Origin of the sequence: uncultured Eubacterium sp. (genome assembly GCF_934561735.1) — a bacterium.
GTDB lineage: Bacteria > Bacillota > Clostridia > Oscillospirales > Acutalibacteraceae > Eubacterium_R.
Map to the genome: position 1 here is coordinate 1 of NZ_CAKTGT010000005.1, position 15,767 is coordinate 15,767.

The 15,767-nt window shown below is 39.4% G+C and carries 15 protein-coding genes; 3 read left to right on the top strand and 12 right to left on the bottom strand.

The genetic code is table 11. The annotated features are described in order from the left end of the window. The 5 genes from Q0E08_RS05380 to Q0E08_RS05400 all read right to left on the bottom strand — a co-directional run. Positions 1-579 (bottom strand): HAD-IA family hydrolase (locus Q0E08_RS05380; protein WP_294777755.1); only part of this gene is annotated, 579 nt, incomplete at its 3' end. Between the two features lie 67 nt (positions 580-646). Further along, entirely contained in the window at positions 647-1,762 is a 1,116-nt protein-coding gene (tsf, locus tag Q0E08_RS05385) for a translation elongation factor Ts (protein WP_294777757.1), read from the bottom strand. A 42-nt stretch (positions 1,763-1,804) separates the two neighbouring features. Continuing rightward, positions 1,805-2,542, bottom strand: coding sequence for a 30S ribosomal protein S2 (rpsB, locus tag Q0E08_RS05390; RefSeq protein ID WP_078768090.1), 738 nt, complete (start codon positions 2,540-2,542; stop codon positions 1,805-1,807). A gap of 184 nt (positions 2,543-2,726) precedes the next feature. Further along, positions 2,727-3,206 (bottom strand): hypothetical protein, encoded by a 480-nt coding sequence (locus Q0E08_RS05395; RefSeq protein WP_294777761.1) that lies wholly within the window; start codon positions 3,204-3,206, stop codon positions 2,727-2,729. Between the two features lie 16 nt (positions 3,207-3,222). Next, positions 3,223-4,725: an NAD(P)H-hydrate dehydratase gene (locus tag Q0E08_RS05400; RefSeq protein ID WP_294777763.1), complete on the bottom strand. Its 1,503-nt coding sequence runs from the start codon at positions 4,723-4,725 to the stop codon at positions 3,223-3,225. A gap of 125 nt (positions 4,726-4,850) precedes the next feature. On the opposite strand from Q0E08_RS05400, the gene Q0E08_RS05405 reads away from it, so the two are divergent. After that, positions 4,851-5,747, top strand: a complete 897-nt coding sequence (locus tag Q0E08_RS05405; RefSeq protein ID WP_294777764.1) for a phosphatase PAP2 family protein — start codon at positions 4,851-4,853, stop codon at positions 5,745-5,747. 37 nt (positions 5,748-5,784) lie between these two features. Here Q0E08_RS05405 and sigG read toward each other — a convergent pair whose 3' ends face one another. Further along, positions 5,785-6,555, bottom strand: a complete 771-nt coding sequence (gene sigG / locus Q0E08_RS05410) for an RNA polymerase sporulation sigma factor SigG (RefSeq protein ID WP_294777766.1) — start codon at positions 6,553-6,555, stop codon at positions 5,785-5,787. Between the two features lie 155 nt (positions 6,556-6,710). Between sigG and Q0E08_RS05415 the strand changes: the two genes are divergently transcribed. Then, positions 6,711-7,097 (top strand): helix-turn-helix transcriptional regulator, encoded by a 387-nt coding sequence (locus tag Q0E08_RS05415; protein WP_294777768.1) that lies wholly within the window; start codon positions 6,711-6,713, stop codon positions 7,095-7,097. A gap of 56 nt (positions 7,098-7,153) precedes the next feature. Here Q0E08_RS05415 and Q0E08_RS05420 read toward each other — a convergent pair whose 3' ends face one another. Then, positions 7,154-8,536 carry a D-alanyl-D-alanine carboxypeptidase family protein gene (locus tag Q0E08_RS05420; protein ID WP_294777770.1) on the bottom strand — a complete coding sequence of 461 codons (1,383 nt, stop codon included), beginning with the start codon at positions 8,534-8,536 and terminating at the stop codon, positions 7,154-7,156. Positions 8,537-8,632: 96 nt separating this feature from the next. Between Q0E08_RS05420 and Q0E08_RS05425 the strand changes: the two genes are divergently transcribed. Continuing rightward, positions 8,633-9,307, top strand: a complete 675-nt coding sequence (locus Q0E08_RS05425; protein WP_177663945.1) for a metallophosphoesterase — start codon at positions 8,633-8,635, stop codon at positions 9,305-9,307. Between the two features lie 18 nt (positions 9,308-9,325). On the opposite strand, the gene Q0E08_RS05430 is transcribed toward Q0E08_RS05425, so the two are convergent. The 5 genes from Q0E08_RS05430 to cmk form a co-directional block, all read right to left on the bottom strand. Then, positions 9,326-10,423 carry a sugar-transfer associated ATP-grasp domain-containing protein gene (locus Q0E08_RS05430; protein ID WP_294777772.1) on the bottom strand — a complete coding sequence of 366 codons (1,098 nt, stop codon included), beginning with the start codon at positions 10,421-10,423 and terminating at the stop codon, positions 9,326-9,328. An 85-nt stretch (positions 10,424-10,508) separates the two neighbouring features. Further along, on the bottom strand, positions 10,509-12,251 hold the full coding sequence (locus tag Q0E08_RS05435) for a 1-deoxy-D-xylulose-5-phosphate synthase (RefSeq protein ID WP_294777775.1): 1,743 nt from the start codon (positions 12,249-12,251) through the stop codon (positions 10,509-10,511). 114 nt (positions 12,252-12,365) lie between these two features. Continuing rightward, positions 12,366-14,447: a bifunctional 4-hydroxy-3-methylbut-2-enyl diphosphate reductase/30S ribosomal protein S1 gene (locus Q0E08_RS05440; RefSeq protein WP_294777776.1), complete on the bottom strand. Its 2,082-nt coding sequence runs from the start codon at positions 14,445-14,447 to the stop codon at positions 12,366-12,368. Next, complete coding sequence (locus Q0E08_RS05445; RefSeq protein WP_294777778.1) at positions 14,444-15,094, bottom strand: 1-acyl-sn-glycerol-3-phosphate acyltransferase; 651 nt, start codon at positions 15,092-15,094, stop codon at positions 14,444-14,446. Before Q0E08_RS05445 ends, Q0E08_RS05440 begins: the two co-directional genes overlap by 4 nt. Next, on the bottom strand, positions 15,091-15,753 hold the full coding sequence (gene cmk / locus Q0E08_RS05450) for a (d)CMP kinase (RefSeq protein ID WP_294777780.1): 663 nt from the start codon (positions 15,751-15,753) through the stop codon (positions 15,091-15,093). The genes Q0E08_RS05445 and cmk overlap by 4 nt, the downstream gene beginning before the upstream one ends. Positions 15,754-15,767: the final 14 nt, after the last annotated feature.

Sequence of the window (15,767 nt, forward strand, 5' to 3'; positions counted from 1 at the left end):
AAAGGTGCCATATCCATATTCTACTCCTATTGAATCAATACCTACTGATTGAGCACCAATCATGTCCTCTGCTCTGTCGCCAATCATTACAACTTTGGATTTGTCCTTGATATTACATTCATTAAGCGCATATTCAATTACCTCTGCCTTTTTTGAGCGAGTAGTATCCAAATTTGAACCTGCAATGAAATCAAAATATTTTGCGAGGTCAAAATGCTCCATTATCCTGTCAGTAAACGGCTGAGGCTTAGAGGTGGCAACAATAAGAGTTTTTCCGTTTTCTTTAAGATTTTGAAGCAGGTTGGTTATACCGCAATAAACTTCGTTTTCAAACAAGCCTTTTGTGCTGAAATACTCTCGATAAAGTTTTACTGCCTGCAAAGATTTTTCCTTATCAAAACCAAAGTATTTTTCAAATGATTCGTGAAGCGGAGGGCCTAAAAACTTTCTCAAAAGTGACATTTCATAATCATTAATATCAAACTTTTCAAGTGCATAAATGATAGAATTAATAATCCCCTGCGATGAATCTGTGAGTGTTCCGTCAAGGTCAAAAAGAATGGTTGAATAGCTTTTCATAAAACACCTATGTTATAAAATATTTGCAAAAAAGAGCACCTCTTTCGAGATGCTCTTAAATGTTTAATTAACCGTTGATTTGCTTTGCAATTTCTTCTGCGAAGTTTTCTTCTCTCTTTTCGAGGCCGTCGCCCTTCATCATACGGATGAAGTTTGTTGCCTTGATTTCTGTGCCGAGAGTTTTTGCAACGCTTTCAATATAGCCTGCAACCGAACCCTGGAAGAGATCTGAACGAACGAAGTCTTGTTCAAGAAGGCAAACTTCCTTGATTTGCTTCTGGAGTCTACCCTTTACAAGGCCTGTGAAAATCTTGTTGTCAACGATTTCGTCCTTGTGTGAAACTGCGATGCCTGCAAGAATTTCAAGAGCTTCCTTAGAAATGAAGTTTGTGAAGTTCTTTCTTTGCTTATTGTCAAGACCCTGATAAATTGTGATGTCTTCATCAGTCCACTTCTTATCGTTGATAGCTTCGTCGATAAGCTTGCTGAGGATTGGAATAGGAAGTGAATCAGGCTTGTTGAGAGCACTGTCAACAGTGATTGAGTGCATCTTTTCTGATTCTTCTGCAGAGATGTCTTCGCTGCTCAAATATTCAGGATTCATAGCTGCGATTTGCATAGCAACATTCTTGCCCATAGCTACAAATTCAGGATCAGCTGCCTTTGATTCGTCTGCAACATCAAAACCAACCATAACACCAACGCTGCCGCCGGCATGGATGTATGTTGAAACGATACCGTCCATTCTTTCAAAACGGCGAACTTTCATATTTTCACCGATTGCAAGAACGAGGTCGTTAAGTGTTTCTGTAACAGTTCTGTCTGTGCCGTTGAACTTCTCTTCCTTAAGAGCTTCAACATCGGCAGGATTTGTTGCAAGGATTGTCTTTGCAACGCCTTCTACGAAAGACATAAACTTTTCATTCTTTGCAACGAAGTCTGTTTCTGAGTTAACCTCAAGAACAACACCCTTCTTTGCAGTTTCGTCATAGTAAGGGAGAACCACACCTTCAGCGGCAATTCTTGATGCCTTCTTCTGTGCAGCTGCAAGGCCTCTTTCACGAAGGAAGTCGATAGCCTTATCCATATCGCCGTCAGCTTCAACGAGAGCCTTTTTGCACTCCATCATACCAACGCCGGTCTTCTCACGAAGAGCCTTTACATCTTGTGCTGTAAATGCCATAATAATATCCTCCAATATAATAAAGTAAAATTAAGTTATAAATTATTCAGCTGCTTCTTCTGCTGCAGGAGCTTCTTCAGGAGCAACTGCATCAGCGCCGTCTCTACCCTCAATAACAGCGTTAGCCATAGCACCGGCAATAAGCTTTACTGCACGGATAGCGTCGTCGTTACCAGGAATTACATAGTCGATTTCATCAGGATCGCAGTTTGTGTCAACGATAGCAACGATTGGAAGACCGAGCTTTGTTGCTTCTGATACAGCGATTCTTTCCTTGCGTGGGTCAACGATGAACATTGCATCAGGAATCTTCTTCATTTCTGTGATACCGCCGAGGTACTTCTCAAGCTTTTCAATTTCAAGCTCAAGACCTGCAACTTCCTTCTTTGGAAGAAGATCGAATGTGCCGTCCTCTTGCATCTTCTTGAGCTGAGCAAGACGAGCAACACGACCGCGGATTGTCTTGAAGTTTGTGAGCATACCGCCAAGCCATCTTGCATTTACATATGGCATTGAGCAACGGATAGCCTCTTCCTTAACGCTCTCCTGAGCCTGCTTCTTTGTACCGACAAAGATAATGCTTCCGCCTTCTGCTGCGAGATCACGAACGAACATATAAGCCTCGTCCAACTTCTTTACTGTCTTTTGAAGATCGATGATATAAATACCATTTCTCTCTGTGAAGATGTATTCAGCCATTTTAGGGTTCCATCTTCTTGTTTGGTGACCAAAGTGTACACCTGCTTCTAAAAGCTGTTTCATAGAAACTACATTTGCCATTTTCATTTCCTCCTTTAAGGTTAATCCTCCACAATGAAGTATGGCAAGAGCCTATTTTGTAACCTTTGGCTCAACCTCATTGTGTGCGAATTCGCTTTCTTTTTTACGAATGCGTTAGCATTATAACAAAAAAGGCCTGAAAAATCAAGCCTTTTTTGCTATTTATATAATATATTTATTAACTTTATTTACTGTTAACATCAAACTCAATGCTGAAATCGGCATCGGGGATATTAAAACTGACAAGTTCCGATGATTGATTGACTGTCAAAGTGAAGTTGCCGACCGAAGTTTTGCCGTCAAAAACATAAGCGTTATCAACCTTTTTACAATCCGAAGCAGTTGTGATTGCGTCATAAAACAGCACGGCGGGATTATAGGCGGAAACCTTTGATTTGTCCGCCTTTGTGAGCATATCTCGCCTTGAAAAAGCAACCTCTTTGCCGTTGCAGGAAATCGTCATTCCGCTTGCATTTGTTGAAGTGGGGGTTATGTACACGCTTTTACCGTCAAACTTTACATTGGCTGAATAGGAATAATCACCCATTTTGACCGTTGCGGTTTGAGAATATTTCGGCTTTAACTCAACTGTACTTTTGACGGTTGAACAACCGCACAAAAGCAGAAACACAAGGCACATTGAAAATGATATTAATTTTTTCATAAAATCAACTCTTGCATTAATATTTGGACATTAAAGCACCGAGTCGGTCTATCATATCAAAAACGGTTATTCCCCTTTGGCTTACGGCTTTTGCGGCTTCATCACCGGCACATCCGTGAATATACACGCCTGCCTTTGCTGCGTCATACGGATTTATTCCTTGTGCAACAAACGAGCCGATAATTCCGCTGAGCATATCACCCGTACCACCCATAGCCATTGCAGGATTGCCACTCATATTTACAAACACCGTTTCTCCGTCCGTAACTACGGTGTTTGCACCTTTTAATACAATCGTTACTCCGTACTTCTTTGCAAAATCCTTTGCAATACCGATACGGTCGGACTGTACTTCTCCCACCGATTTTGACACGAGCCGTGACATCTCGCCCGGATGCGGCGTAAGAACAACAGGTACTTTAACATCCTTTAATATATCTATGCTCGAAGTTATGCAATTTATACCGTCGGCATCAAGAATAACGGGAACTTTTGAATTTTTCAGCACAAATTCGGTGATTTTTCTTGTATCATTGCTGACGCCCATACCGCAACCGAGAACTATTGCACTTGCCCACTGCATATCGTTTGATATTTCTTCAAGAGCTTTTTCGCTGTACATTCCGTTTGACTCCTCAACATGATTGAAAATCGGTTGAACAAGGTGCGATGCAACAATAGGATATGCCGATTTTGGTATTGTCAATTTTACAAGTCCCGCACCGCTCCTGATTGCGGATTTGCAGCAAATAACAGCTGCACCCGGCATTTTGTAGGAACCGCAAAGGCATAGGAGATGACCGTTTGAACCTTTGTTCGCATTAAAATCAAGAGGAGGGATAATTTTTTTTACTTCATTTTGAGTTATCGTTTGTGCATAGCCGAATGAATAACAATCCTCGGGAATACCGATATTAACGGTTTTAGTTTCGCCGCAAAGAGCGTTTGACGGCGGAAGAACATGACAATATTTAAGTGTTGAAATTGCTATTGTAAAATCGGCTTTTACGGCATTTTTGCAAGCTGTGCCGTCGGTAGCGTTTGTGCCGCTCGGTGTATCAACAGAAATTACGGTTGCCACGCTTTTATTCACAGACTCAAAAATCTTATCAAACGGACTGCGGGCCTCACCATGAAAGCCTATACCGAAAATGCAGTCAACAATAAAGTCGGCATTTGCACTGCTCTCGCCAAAAAATTCTACCGGCACACCGCTTGAAACCGCTTCGTTATAATATTTAAGCGGTTCGGCAATTTCGGGTGCCTTATCGCAAAGCACGATTTTTGCATTTGCACCGTGAGCATAAAGAAGTCTTGCGATAACAAAACCGTCACCTGCATTTTTACCGTTGCCGCAAAATACCGAAACACTCCTGTTAATTAATTTATCGCCGTATTTTTCAATAATACTGTCGGCACAGGCTGTACCGGCTTTAAGCATTAACTCGGCTTCGGTTGAATAATATTTAAAGCAATTTGTTTCTACTGCTCGGATTTCGTCCGATGTAAGTATAAGCATAATATCACACTCCAAATTAATAGTAGCACAAACGGAAAAATATGACAAGATTGTTATTGAAAAGAGAGCAAAAATTTGATATAGTAGTACTGTATTAAAAACAATAAACAAATAAGGAGAGAAATATGAACGCTATTTTACTTGCGGCTGCCACGCTCGGCGAGAGGGTTGACAGCATATTTTACAACTTTGACCTATGGGTTTTCAGCTTCTTCGGTCACATGCAAAACGGATTTTTGACACAGGTTGCAAAGTTTTTCACATCATTCGGTGATGAAAGATTTGTAATTCCGATGGTGGTTTTCGGTGCGGTTCTTTGCCTGTTTAAGAAAACAAGAAAGTACGGTGCGGCATTGATTTTTTCAATCGTTATCGGTACACTTGTAACGAATGTAATCGTTAAGCCTATGTTTTTGAGAGTTAGACCGTACAACACGCTTCAGGGTGTTGCGGAATACTTTGCTTGGTACAAGGGTGCAGGAATGCTCAGCGAAAGCGATTACTCGTTCCCGTCAGGTCACACAACCGCAGCATTTGAAATTGCAACATCAATGTTCATCTGCTTCAAAAAAGACCACAAAAAGATTTGCTGGTTGTTCCCGACAATCGCAATTTGCACAATGGGAAGCCGTGTATATTTGATGGTTCACTACGCAAGCGATGTTTTGGCAGGTCTTGTTGTAGGCGTTGTTGCAGGTTGCCTCGGCTATGCTCTTGCAGTGCTTGCATGCAACATCATTGCAAAGATTAAGTTTCTTGACAAAATCGATGTCACTCCGCTGTTCAAAAAGATTAACCCAAAGGTTGCACCTATTGCAATCGTTGTGGTTATTGCAGGGCTGTTTTGTTTGAGCTACATTCCTGCAATGACAGAGGGTGGCGAAAGTGCCCAAAGATGTGCATATGTAGGTGAATACGATTGTATGAACGAAGCGAAAGTTGATGACAAGGATTATCCGCCGATTGACGGCAAGGAATACTGCAAAATCCATTGGAAACAATTAAGCGGAGTAAAAGAATAATATATAAGACGAGAAGTGTTTTGCTTCTCGTCTTTATTTATTCGCTCTTTATTCTTTTGAGTGCATTCTTTTCAAGCCGTGACACCTGTGCTTGAGAAATGCCGATTTCCTCTGCGGTTTCCATTTGTGTTTTACCCTGCATAAAACGCATATACAAAATGCGGTGTTCCCTATCATCAAGATTTTTGAGCTTATCCCTCATCATAATTTCGTCTACCCAATCCGAATCGGTGGAATTATCGCCGATTTGGTCCATAACGAATATAGTATCTCCCCCGTCGTTATAAACAGGCTCATAGAGGCTCACAGGGTCAACAATAGCCTCAAGAGCAATCACTACATCAGCCTTTTTCATATCAAGTTCTTTGGCAATTTCATCAACGGTGGGTTCTTTATTATACTTATTTGTAAGCCTTTCTTTAACTTGCATTGCTTTGTATGCCGTGTCACGAAGTGAACGACTTACTCTGATTGGATTATTGTCACGCAAAAAGCGGCGTATTTCCCCGATTATCATAGGTACTGCATAAGTTGAAAACCTTACATTAAGGGCAGTATTGAAGTTGTCAATTGCTTTAATCAAGCCAATAACACCGACCTGAAACAAATCATCCATTCCCTCGCCCCTATTGGCAAAGCGTTGAACAACGGAAAGGACAAGACGCAAATTGCCGTTAATAAGTTCGTCCCTTGCTCTTTGGTCACCGGATTGAGCTTTTTTTAAAAGTTCTATTTTTTCACTTTCTTTAAGAAGTTTTAAATCATTTGTGTTTATTCCGCAAATTTCTACCTTATTGTAATATTGCACATAATCATCCTTTTCGTTTTATGTACAAAGTAATTATTTGCAAAAAAGCGTGCTTTTATCCATTTATTAATAAATAATGAAAAAAGAATATATTTGTTGATTTTAGTCGAATGAGTATGATATAATCCAAATATAAGGCTTAAGGGGGGAGTTTTATGAACAAAAATGATTACATTATAAGAGAAAATATTAAAACAAATATAAAATATTTTAGAGAAATAAACCATTTGACTCAACATCAAATCGCCGAACTTATGGGTACTGACAGAACCACATACACCAAGTGGGAAAGCGGCGATACCTTGCCTAATACCGTTCAAATTTTGACACTTGCCACTATATTCGGAACAAGCGTTGAAGAATTTTACAAAAGCGACAATGACTTTTCCGTAAGCAGTCCGATGTATAATAAATCAAGAACCACTGTAAATTCGAACACCCTATCAAAAAAAGAAAGTATCTTGATTGCAAAATATCGTATGTTAAATAACGAAAAAAAAGCAGAACTTGAAAAATTTGTAGAAGAATTAAGAAAACAATAAAAATCAGCCGTCGCAAGATAAAATTTTGCGACGGCTTTTACTTTTATTAATTACATTTACCTTCTTGGACGAGGCGGCGGAAGATAATCATCATCTCCGTAAAGCTGTTTGTCAAGTTCTTCCTGTTCCCTACGGCGTTTTGCAATGCGTTCTTTATCACGCTGAAGGCGTCTGACAAATGTAATAACATATATCAGTATAAACAAAACGGCAAGTCCGAAAACAAGCAAAACAATTTTGTTTGTAAAGAACTTTTTAAGAGCGTTGAGAATTTTTAAAAATGTTGAAAGCTCGACTGTCTTTGCCGCTACCAAGTCAACGGTAACAATTGTTTTTTCACCGAAAATCACATTTGCTTTGCAAACAGAATCGCCCTTTGTTACCGGTGCGTCAAGACTTTCAGGAGGGTCGATAGGTTCAATAATTACATTTGACGGGTCAAGTGTGCTTGGCACAAGGGTTGTAATGTCATCTTTAACAACAAGTTGAACGGTATCGGCGTCCTTACCGTTGTTAACAGGCACTTCATATGCAACATCGTTTTTGCGAACAACGGTGGTATATTTGAGCGAATCAAATGCCCAATCGAAAAGTGACTTTGCATCAATAAACGAGCACTTTGTTTTGATACCGTCAAGGGTTTTAATAGGACTATCCATAACGATTGCAAGATAATTATAACCGCCTTTTGAGGCTTTTGTGATTACGCAATAACCCGCCTGCTCGGTTGAACCTGTTTTGATACCCTGTGCATATTTATAATAATATGTAATATGGAATTTATCAAGCATATAATTGGTGTGAATAAAAGTTGTTTTACCAAACTTATACTGCTGTGTTGATGAAATTTTATTAAATATATCATTTTTCATTGCGGCAAGAGTAATTTTTGCCATATCGGACGGAGTGGTGTAATGGTTAGGGTCATGCAAACCGTCGGGATTTACAAAATTTGTATCCTTACAGCCAAGCGATTTTACCCACTTGTTCATTTCTTCAACAAAAGCAGGGATATTGCCACTGACGAATTCGGCAAGAACCTCACACGCATCGCAGGCAGAATGAACCATTGTTAAATACAACAGTTCCTCTATCGTTATGGTTTGACCGATTTTAAGCCCGGCAACCTGAGCACCCGTACCATAAAGAGTTTCAATAGCATTCTTTGAAACGGTAGTGGTTTGCGACAAATCCTTAACTTTGTTTATAGTTACCATAGCGGTAACGATTTTTGTAAGCGAAGCAGGATATTTTCTTTTATCCGCATTTTTTTCCGCAACAACGGGATAAGAATCATCATCAAGACTGATAAGCATATATGCGTCGGCATATATGGTAACATTCGGAGTATAAGTTGCCGCTTTTGCCGTAAAAGGAACGCAAAAAACAGTGAGCGAAACTATAACAATGCTCATAAAAACTGAAAGTAGTTTTTTCATACACTTGACACCTCACAAAATAAATTATATTATAAATACATCATAACATAAATTATTTGATAATAAAAGACTAAATTTAATTTGAGGTAAACTTAAATGGTATATATTACAGGCGACACCCACGGTGATTTGAGCCTATTCAAAAACCCAAAGCTTAAAAAGCTGAATGATGACGACATCCTTATTATTTGCGGTGACTTTGGCTTTTTATGGGACGGAAGCGACAAAGAAAAAAAGGCTATTGAAACCCTTTCAAAGAAAAAATACACCATCTGCTTTGTTGACGGTGCACATGAAAATTTTGATATGCTCAACGCTTACAGACCGTACAGGTTTAAAGGCGGAACGGCACACAAAATCAGTCCTAACATCTTCCACTTGATGAGGGGCGAAATATTTACCTTTTGCGGCAAAACTTTCTTTTGTATGGGCGGCGGCGAAAGCGACGACATAGATATGCGAAAAGAGGGCGAAAGCTGGTGGAAGGACGAAATGCCTAATGCCGAAGAAATGAAAAACGGTGCGGACAACCTCAAGGATGCCGACTTTACCGTTGACTATGTTATCACACATGAAGCACCGGCTATGGCAAAAGATTTCATCAGGCTTCATACAAACTCAGCTATGAAGCAAACACCGATTAACACATATCTACAGGAACTGATGAAAAATGTTGAATATAATCATTGGTTTTTCGGCTCACTCCACATCGACTTGCAGATAAGTAAAAAAATGACTGCCGTATTTAACGAAATAATAAAAATAAGATAAGAAAAAGGCTCGTTTCGATTAACGGAACGAGTCTTTTTTTATATATTCAAATTGTTTTCTTATTCCTATACCGCAAACTTGTATTGAAAAATACGGGCTTGTGTTTGCCTCTATAAGCACCCAACCTTTATCGGAATATGCAAAATCCCAACCGACAATTTTTTGTTCGGGAACCACTGTTATGGTTTTATCAACTATACTCAAAAGCTCGTTCCAATCCGGAAGTTGACTTCCTTTAATACGAACTCCGGTTTCGGGGTGAACCTCAAATACCTCTTTATAATCGGTAATTTTTCTGTAGGCATCGGTTATGAGTTTGCCTGTTTTCAAATCAACAGCAGCCGCAATTCCTCCGGCACTCAAATTATCAACAATGGATTCTCCGACACCGATTCTAACAACAGCATAAAGATAAGGAGTATCTTTGCCGTTATAGTATGTAACAAAGCGAACGGTATTTATCGATTGCGGATGAAAAGCCGCCATTTGTTCCCCTTGATGCACAATTTCTTCCAGAATATAGTAATCGCTAACCAAAAACATACTGTCAAATTCTTTTTGAAGTGTCTTGTTATCGGAACAATCAACAAATCTTATGCCGGCTCCTTGCGATGTGCACAAAGGCTTTGCAATAATCCTCTTATATTCATTGATAAAATTGCAAAAATCCTTAAAATCTTCTTTGCCGACTTTAATTGCCTTTCGCTTATAAAACGGTTCAAAAGTTTGGTAAGTCAGATATTTATCGTAAAAAATATGTTTTATATTTTTATCTCCGATTTTTTTAAATGTAAAGTGACGCTCATAGTTACCTACAAACTGCATACGCTCTTCAAAGGTTTTGTTTTCAAAATCAAACAAAAAATATTCTTCATATTTAAAGCCGTAATAATATTTGTAAAGCAACAATTCATAAATCAAATGTCTGACATAAGCCTTATCGTTTTTCTTTTCTTCGGGAATGTTTTTATAAATTACATTATAAATATATTTACCTAATTTTTCCTTGCCGATAAACAAAATCAAATATTTAATTTTAACCGAAAGATTTTTTTCAAAATCATTTCGATTCATTGCCTTGCCCAATTGTTCTTCGTTTTCTGCCGTAACATCCATTTTATCACCGAAAACAAATATATCATAATAAAAAAGATATGTCAACCAAAAAAACGACTAAAACAAATTATACTGTCAAAATATTTTATAATTCATCAATAATTTGCTGAGGAGTAAGTTTATTTGATTTAAGGATTTCGGACACATTGTATCTGTCAAGAAATTCCTTTTTTAAGCCGAAATTATATACTTTCATATCGCTGTTGCCGTAAAAACGAGTGATTTTTTCACCAAAGCCGCCGTCAAGAATACCGTCCTCTATTGTAACAACCTTTGTGTGATTTGTTTTGAGAGAGTCAAGAAGTTCTGTATCAACGCCTGTAATATAATAAGGATTGATAACGGTAGCTTTTACGCCATGCTTTTCCTCATAAAGCTTTGCGGCTTCAACAGCAAGCGGATAAAAAGTTCCAAGGCCGATAAACGCAACCTCACTGCCCTGCTCTTTTACCTCATATTTATTAAGAACGGAGAAATCCTTTGTGAACTTTTTACCTGTTGAAATAAACTCACAACACGGAATACGGATTGCAACAGGGTGTTCTCTTTGTTCAATACTCCAATCAAGCATTGCAAGGTATTCTTCTTTTGTGGCAGGAGCAAGATAAACGAGATTTGGAATATTCGACATCATCGGAATGTCGTAAATACCGAGATGGGTAACATCGTTCATACCGAATACCGAAGCGGCAAAAACGATAATGGTTGCAGGATTGTTGTTAATGCATAAATCCTGAGAAAGTTGGTCGTAAGTTCTTTGAATAAATGTACTGTATACGCCATAAACAGGCTTGCCGCCGTTCTTTGAAATACCCGAAAGCATTGCGACTGCGGTTTCTTCGGCAATGCCGACATCTATAAACTGCGAACCTGCCAAATCTCTTTTGTCCTTTGTAAATCCAAATACGGCAGGAGTTGCGGAAGTAATTGCAACAACGCTCTTATCCTTTTTCATTTTATCAAGAAGATAGTCGCAGGTTAACGAACCGTAATCTTCGCCTTCAAAATCAAGTTTTGATTTGCCTGTTTTTTCATCAAACGGCATACACCAGTGCCAAATTTCTTTGTTTTGCTCTGCAAGCGGGAAACCTTTGCCCTTTTCGGTAACAATATGAACAACAACAGGTGTTTTGCTGTCTTTAACCGATTCAAAAGCTTCTGTAAGAGCCTTAATATTGTTACCGTCCTTAACGAAAACATAATCAAGTCCCATTGACTTGAAAAGATTGCATTCTGCTTTACCGTCGGTATCACGGAGAAGCTTAAGATTTTTATAAAGACCGCCGTGATTTTCGGCAATGGACATATCGTTGTCATTAACGACAATTATCAAATTTGATTTAAGTTCAAAAGCAAAATCAAGACCCTCAAGAGCTTCGCCGCCGCTGAGTGAGCCGTCACCGATAACGGCAATTATATTTTCATCTCCGCCGTTTAAATCTCTGCCTTTGGCAAGACCGCAGGCAAGGCTGATTGATGTTGAAGTATGACCCACGGTAAAGAAATCATGTTCACTTTCTTCCGGTGAGCTATAGCCTGTAATATCGTCATATCTTGCGGGGTCAAGGAAACCGTAGGCTCTGCCTGTGAGCATTTTATGCGGATAAGTTTGATGAGAAACATCAAAAACAAATTTATCCTTAGGTGAATTAAATACCTTATGAAGTGCTATGGTTGCTTCTACCATACCGAAATTCGGTCCGCAATGTCCGCCGTGAGCGGCAAGTTTTGTATAAAGTGCCTTTCTGATTTCTTCGGCAAGTTGTATGAGTTCACCGTCTGTCATTTTTTTAATATCTTCAGGTGAATTTACATTTTCAAGTAACATAAATAAAGCCTCCGTTAATTTATTTTTTTTGCATTATAGCACTTAAAGTTAACTTTAAGTCAAGTGTTTTGAGCAAAAAAAATACCGCTTCAAAAATGAAGCGGTAAAGTTCAATTATTCTTCTGTTGCTTCTTCAGCAGTTTCTTCTGCTTCAGGAGCGGCATCTTCTGCTGATTCAGGCTTGTCAAGAAGTTCCTTCATTGAAAGAGAAACTCTCTTCTTATCAAAGTCGATGTCGATAATCTTTGCCTTAACAACATCACCGACTTTAAGAACATCCTGAGGAGTCTTGATTCTGTCCCAAGAGATTTGGCTGATGTGAATCAAGCCGTCAACTGTCGGAAGGATGTTTGCAAATGCGCCGAATGTTGCAAATGAAACAATCTTGGCATCAACAACAGAACCTACAGGATAATCTCTCTTGAGGATTTCCCACGGATTGTCCTCGATATTTTTGAAACCGAGTGAAATCTTCTTTGTTTCTTCGTCAAGTGACTTGATAGTAACTTCTACTACATCGCCAACATTAACAACCTCTGAAGGGTGTTTGATTCTTGACCATGAAAGCTCGGAAATATGTATCATACCGTCGATACCGCCGAGGTCAACAAATGCACCGTATGATGTGAGTGACTTAACAGTACCCTTAACCTTATCGCCTTCTTTAAGAGTTGCCCAGAGTGCTTCTTGCTTTTCTTTTCTTTCAGCATCTGTTACAACCTTGATTGAGCCTACAGCTCTTCTGCGAGAAGGATTGATATCGATAATCTTAAATCTTACAGTAGCGTCCTTGAGAACCGAAAGTTCTTGATTACGAGGAACACCTGTAAGTGATGCAGGAACAAATACTCTTGTTCCCTTTGCAGATACAAGAACGCCGCCGCGAATAACTGCGGTAACCTGACCTTCGAGAATTTCGTCTGCTTCTTTAGCAGCTACGATGTCTTCCCAACCCTTTACTGCGTCGAACAAACGCTTTGAGAGTTTAAGAACGCCGTCTTGATCATCTGTTTTCATAATAACAAGCTGGATTTCGTCACCTACGGAAACTACATCCTCGCACTTTGAGATATTGTCTGATGACAAATCGTCAAATGCAACAACGCCTGTTTGCTTTCTGCCCGGTACATCTACAAATACTTCTGTAGGAGTAATTCTTACTACAGTACCTGTAACTACCTTGCTGTTTTCGTTTTCCTTGAAAGATTCGTTAAGTAATTCTTCAAAGGATGCCTCACCATCAGCAGATGCTTTGACAGCAGGCTTTGTAGCCTTATCAGCGTTTTCTGCTGTCTCCACAACTTCTTCAGTTACGGCTGAAGTTGTTTCAACTTCCTTTTCTTTAATTTCTTCGGACATGGATTTGAGTACCTCCTTGATTATTACCGAGGGTGTCGACGCCCCCGCAGTTACACCAATCACATTGTAGGTGCTCAAATCAAGGGAGGAAAGCTCATCCGCCGTTTCAATAAGAAAGGTGGGACAATTAGCCTCGCCTGTATCTCGCAATTTACATGTGTTTGATGAATGACGCCCGCCGACAACAATCATAGCATCGGATTTTTTTGATAATTCCTCAGCCTCATTTTGCCTATCGGACGTTGCATTACATATTGTATCAAATATTTTACAGTTTGTACATAGTTTTTTGAATATTTTTTTGCATTTTTTTTGCTCATTTAGCGAAAATGTCGTTTGAGCGACACAAATCACGCTGCTTTTTTGTCCAATATCGTTATCTTGTATAATTTTTTCAAGTTCCTTTTCATCTTTAAACACGAATGACGGGCCTTTACAGTATGACTTTATGCCCAAAACCTCGGGATGATTTTTATCTCCCGCTATCAAAACAACCGTGTTTTCGTCCTGCTTTTTAACGATATTGTGTATTTTAGTGACAAACGGACAGGTTGCGTTTACAAAATCGATATTTTTATTTTCAAGTTCGTCAAGAACATTTTTTTCAACTCCGTGGGTACGAACAACAACCGTGTAACCTTGCGGTGCTTCTGAAATGTCATCAATAATCTTTACGCCCTTGCTCTCCAAATCGGCAACAAGCTGGGCATTATGAATAATCGGACCGAGAGTGCAAACTTTTTTGCCCTCGCCGACAAGTTCATAAACAAGATTAACCGCCCTGTCTACTCCAAAACAAAAGCCTGCTGTTTTTGCAAGTATTATTTGCTTACTCACTTTTGTTCAGCCTCCCAAAGCTCTGTTATTCTGTCCATAACCATACCTGCTGCATTTGAAATGTCACTTCTGCCGAAATCTTCTTTATCAAAATTCATTTCCTCGGGAGTGATGAGTTTGCCGTAAGAAACAGTAACCTTTTTGCCTGCCTTAATTTCTCCGTCACAGCAAATTGCGACAGGAAGAACGCCGGCATTTGTGGCCTTTGCAATAATAGCAACGCCTGCCTTTGCTTTTTGAGGTCTGCCTCCCTTGCCTCTGATTCTCTTACCCTCGGGACAGATAGCCATTACATGACCCTCTTGAATAATTTTTTCGCCATATTCAATAGCAGAAGTATCGCCCTTGCCTCTGCGAACGGGAAATGTTTGCATATGAGTCATAAACCATGCGGCAATCGGATTTTCAAAAAGCTCCGCCTTGCCCATAAAATGAAGTGTAGGCACTTCCTTTGGTGCGGCAACAAACACAGGATCGAGTGCGTGCGTGTGATTGATTGCCAAAATATATTTTGTACCCTTTGGAGGGATATTTTCAATTCCCTTGTACTCGGTGTGGAACACCATTTTGATAAGAGGCTTGAACACATTTTTTACGAAATTATAAAGCTTATAATCTTTTACGGTTGAGTAATCAAATTCTTTCACTGAATTTTCTCCTTAATTGTATTAACTATTAAATCAATTGACTCCTGCAAAGTAAGTTCGGAAGTGTCTGCCATAATTGATTCTTCGCTTGGTTTAAGCGGTGCAATCTCTCTGTGAGAGTCCTGATAGTCACGCTGATTGACATCTTTGAGAACATCATCAAAGCTGACTTCTTCGCCTTTTTCGATGAGTTCCTTATATCTTCTTTCTGCTCTGCATTCGGGAGAAGCAAAAAGAAAAATTTTCACATCGGCATTCGGAAGGACAACCGTTGCAATATCTCTACCGTCCATAATGACATTATTTGTACTTGCAATTTCTCTTTGCAAATTAAGAAGAAAGGCTCTGACCTGTGGTATTGCCGAAACCTTGCTTGCTCCCATAGAAATCTCGGGTGTACGGATAAACGCCGACACATTTTCACCGTTGAGATACACCGCCTGAACGCCGTTTACATATTTAAGTTCTACCTTTGTTGAATCAAGCATATCGATAATTTTTTGTTCATCATCAATAGCACCTGTTTTAACGGCATTGTAAGCAACGGCACGATAAAGTGCGCCCGTATCTACATAAATAAAGCCGAGTTCCTTGGCGGCAGCCTTTGCAATAGTGCTTTTACCTGCTCCGGCAGGTCCGTCAATAGCCACATTAATCATAAAAATACCTCTCT

Excerpts from the sequence above, each read along its gene's own strand:
- Q0E08_RS05435 (WP_294777775.1), bottom strand. The coding sequence starts at position 12,251 with ATGTTACTTGAAAATGTAAATTCACCTGAAGATATTAAAAAAATGACA.
- Q0E08_RS05405 (WP_294777764.1), top strand. The coding sequence starts at position 4,851 with ATGAACGCTATTTTACTTGCGGCTGCCACGCTCGGCGAGAGGGTTGAC.
- Q0E08_RS05420 (WP_294777770.1), bottom strand. The coding sequence starts at position 8,536 with ATGAAAAAACTACTTTCAGTTTTTATGAGCATTGTTATAGTTTCGCTC.
- tsf (WP_294777757.1), bottom strand. The coding sequence starts at position 1,762 with ATGGCATTTACAGCACAAGATGTAAAGGCTCTTCGTGAGAAGACCGGC.
- Q0E08_RS05395 (WP_294777761.1), bottom strand. The coding sequence starts at position 3,206 with ATGAAAAAATTAATATCATTTTCAATGTGCCTTGTGTTTCTGCTTTTG.
- Q0E08_RS05415 (WP_294777768.1), top strand. The coding sequence starts at position 6,711 with ATGAACAAAAATGATTACATTATAAGAGAAAATATTAAAACAAATATA.
- cmk (WP_294777780.1), bottom strand. The coding sequence starts at position 15,753 with ATGATTAATGTGGCTATTGACGGACCTGCCGGAGCAGGTAAAAGCACT.
- Q0E08_RS05400 (WP_294777763.1), bottom strand. The coding sequence starts at position 4,725 with ATGCTTATACTTACATCGGACGAAATCCGAGCAGTAGAAACAAATTGC.
- Q0E08_RS05430 (WP_294777772.1), bottom strand. The coding sequence starts at position 10,423 with ATGGATGTTACGGCAGAAAACGAAGAACAATTGGGCAAGGCAATGAAT.
- rpsB (WP_078768090.1), bottom strand. The coding sequence starts at position 2,542 with ATGGCAAATGTAGTTTCTATGAAACAGCTTTTAGAAGCAGGTGTACAC.
- Q0E08_RS05425 (WP_177663945.1), top strand. The coding sequence starts at position 8,633 with ATGGTATATATTACAGGCGACACCCACGGTGATTTGAGCCTATTCAAA.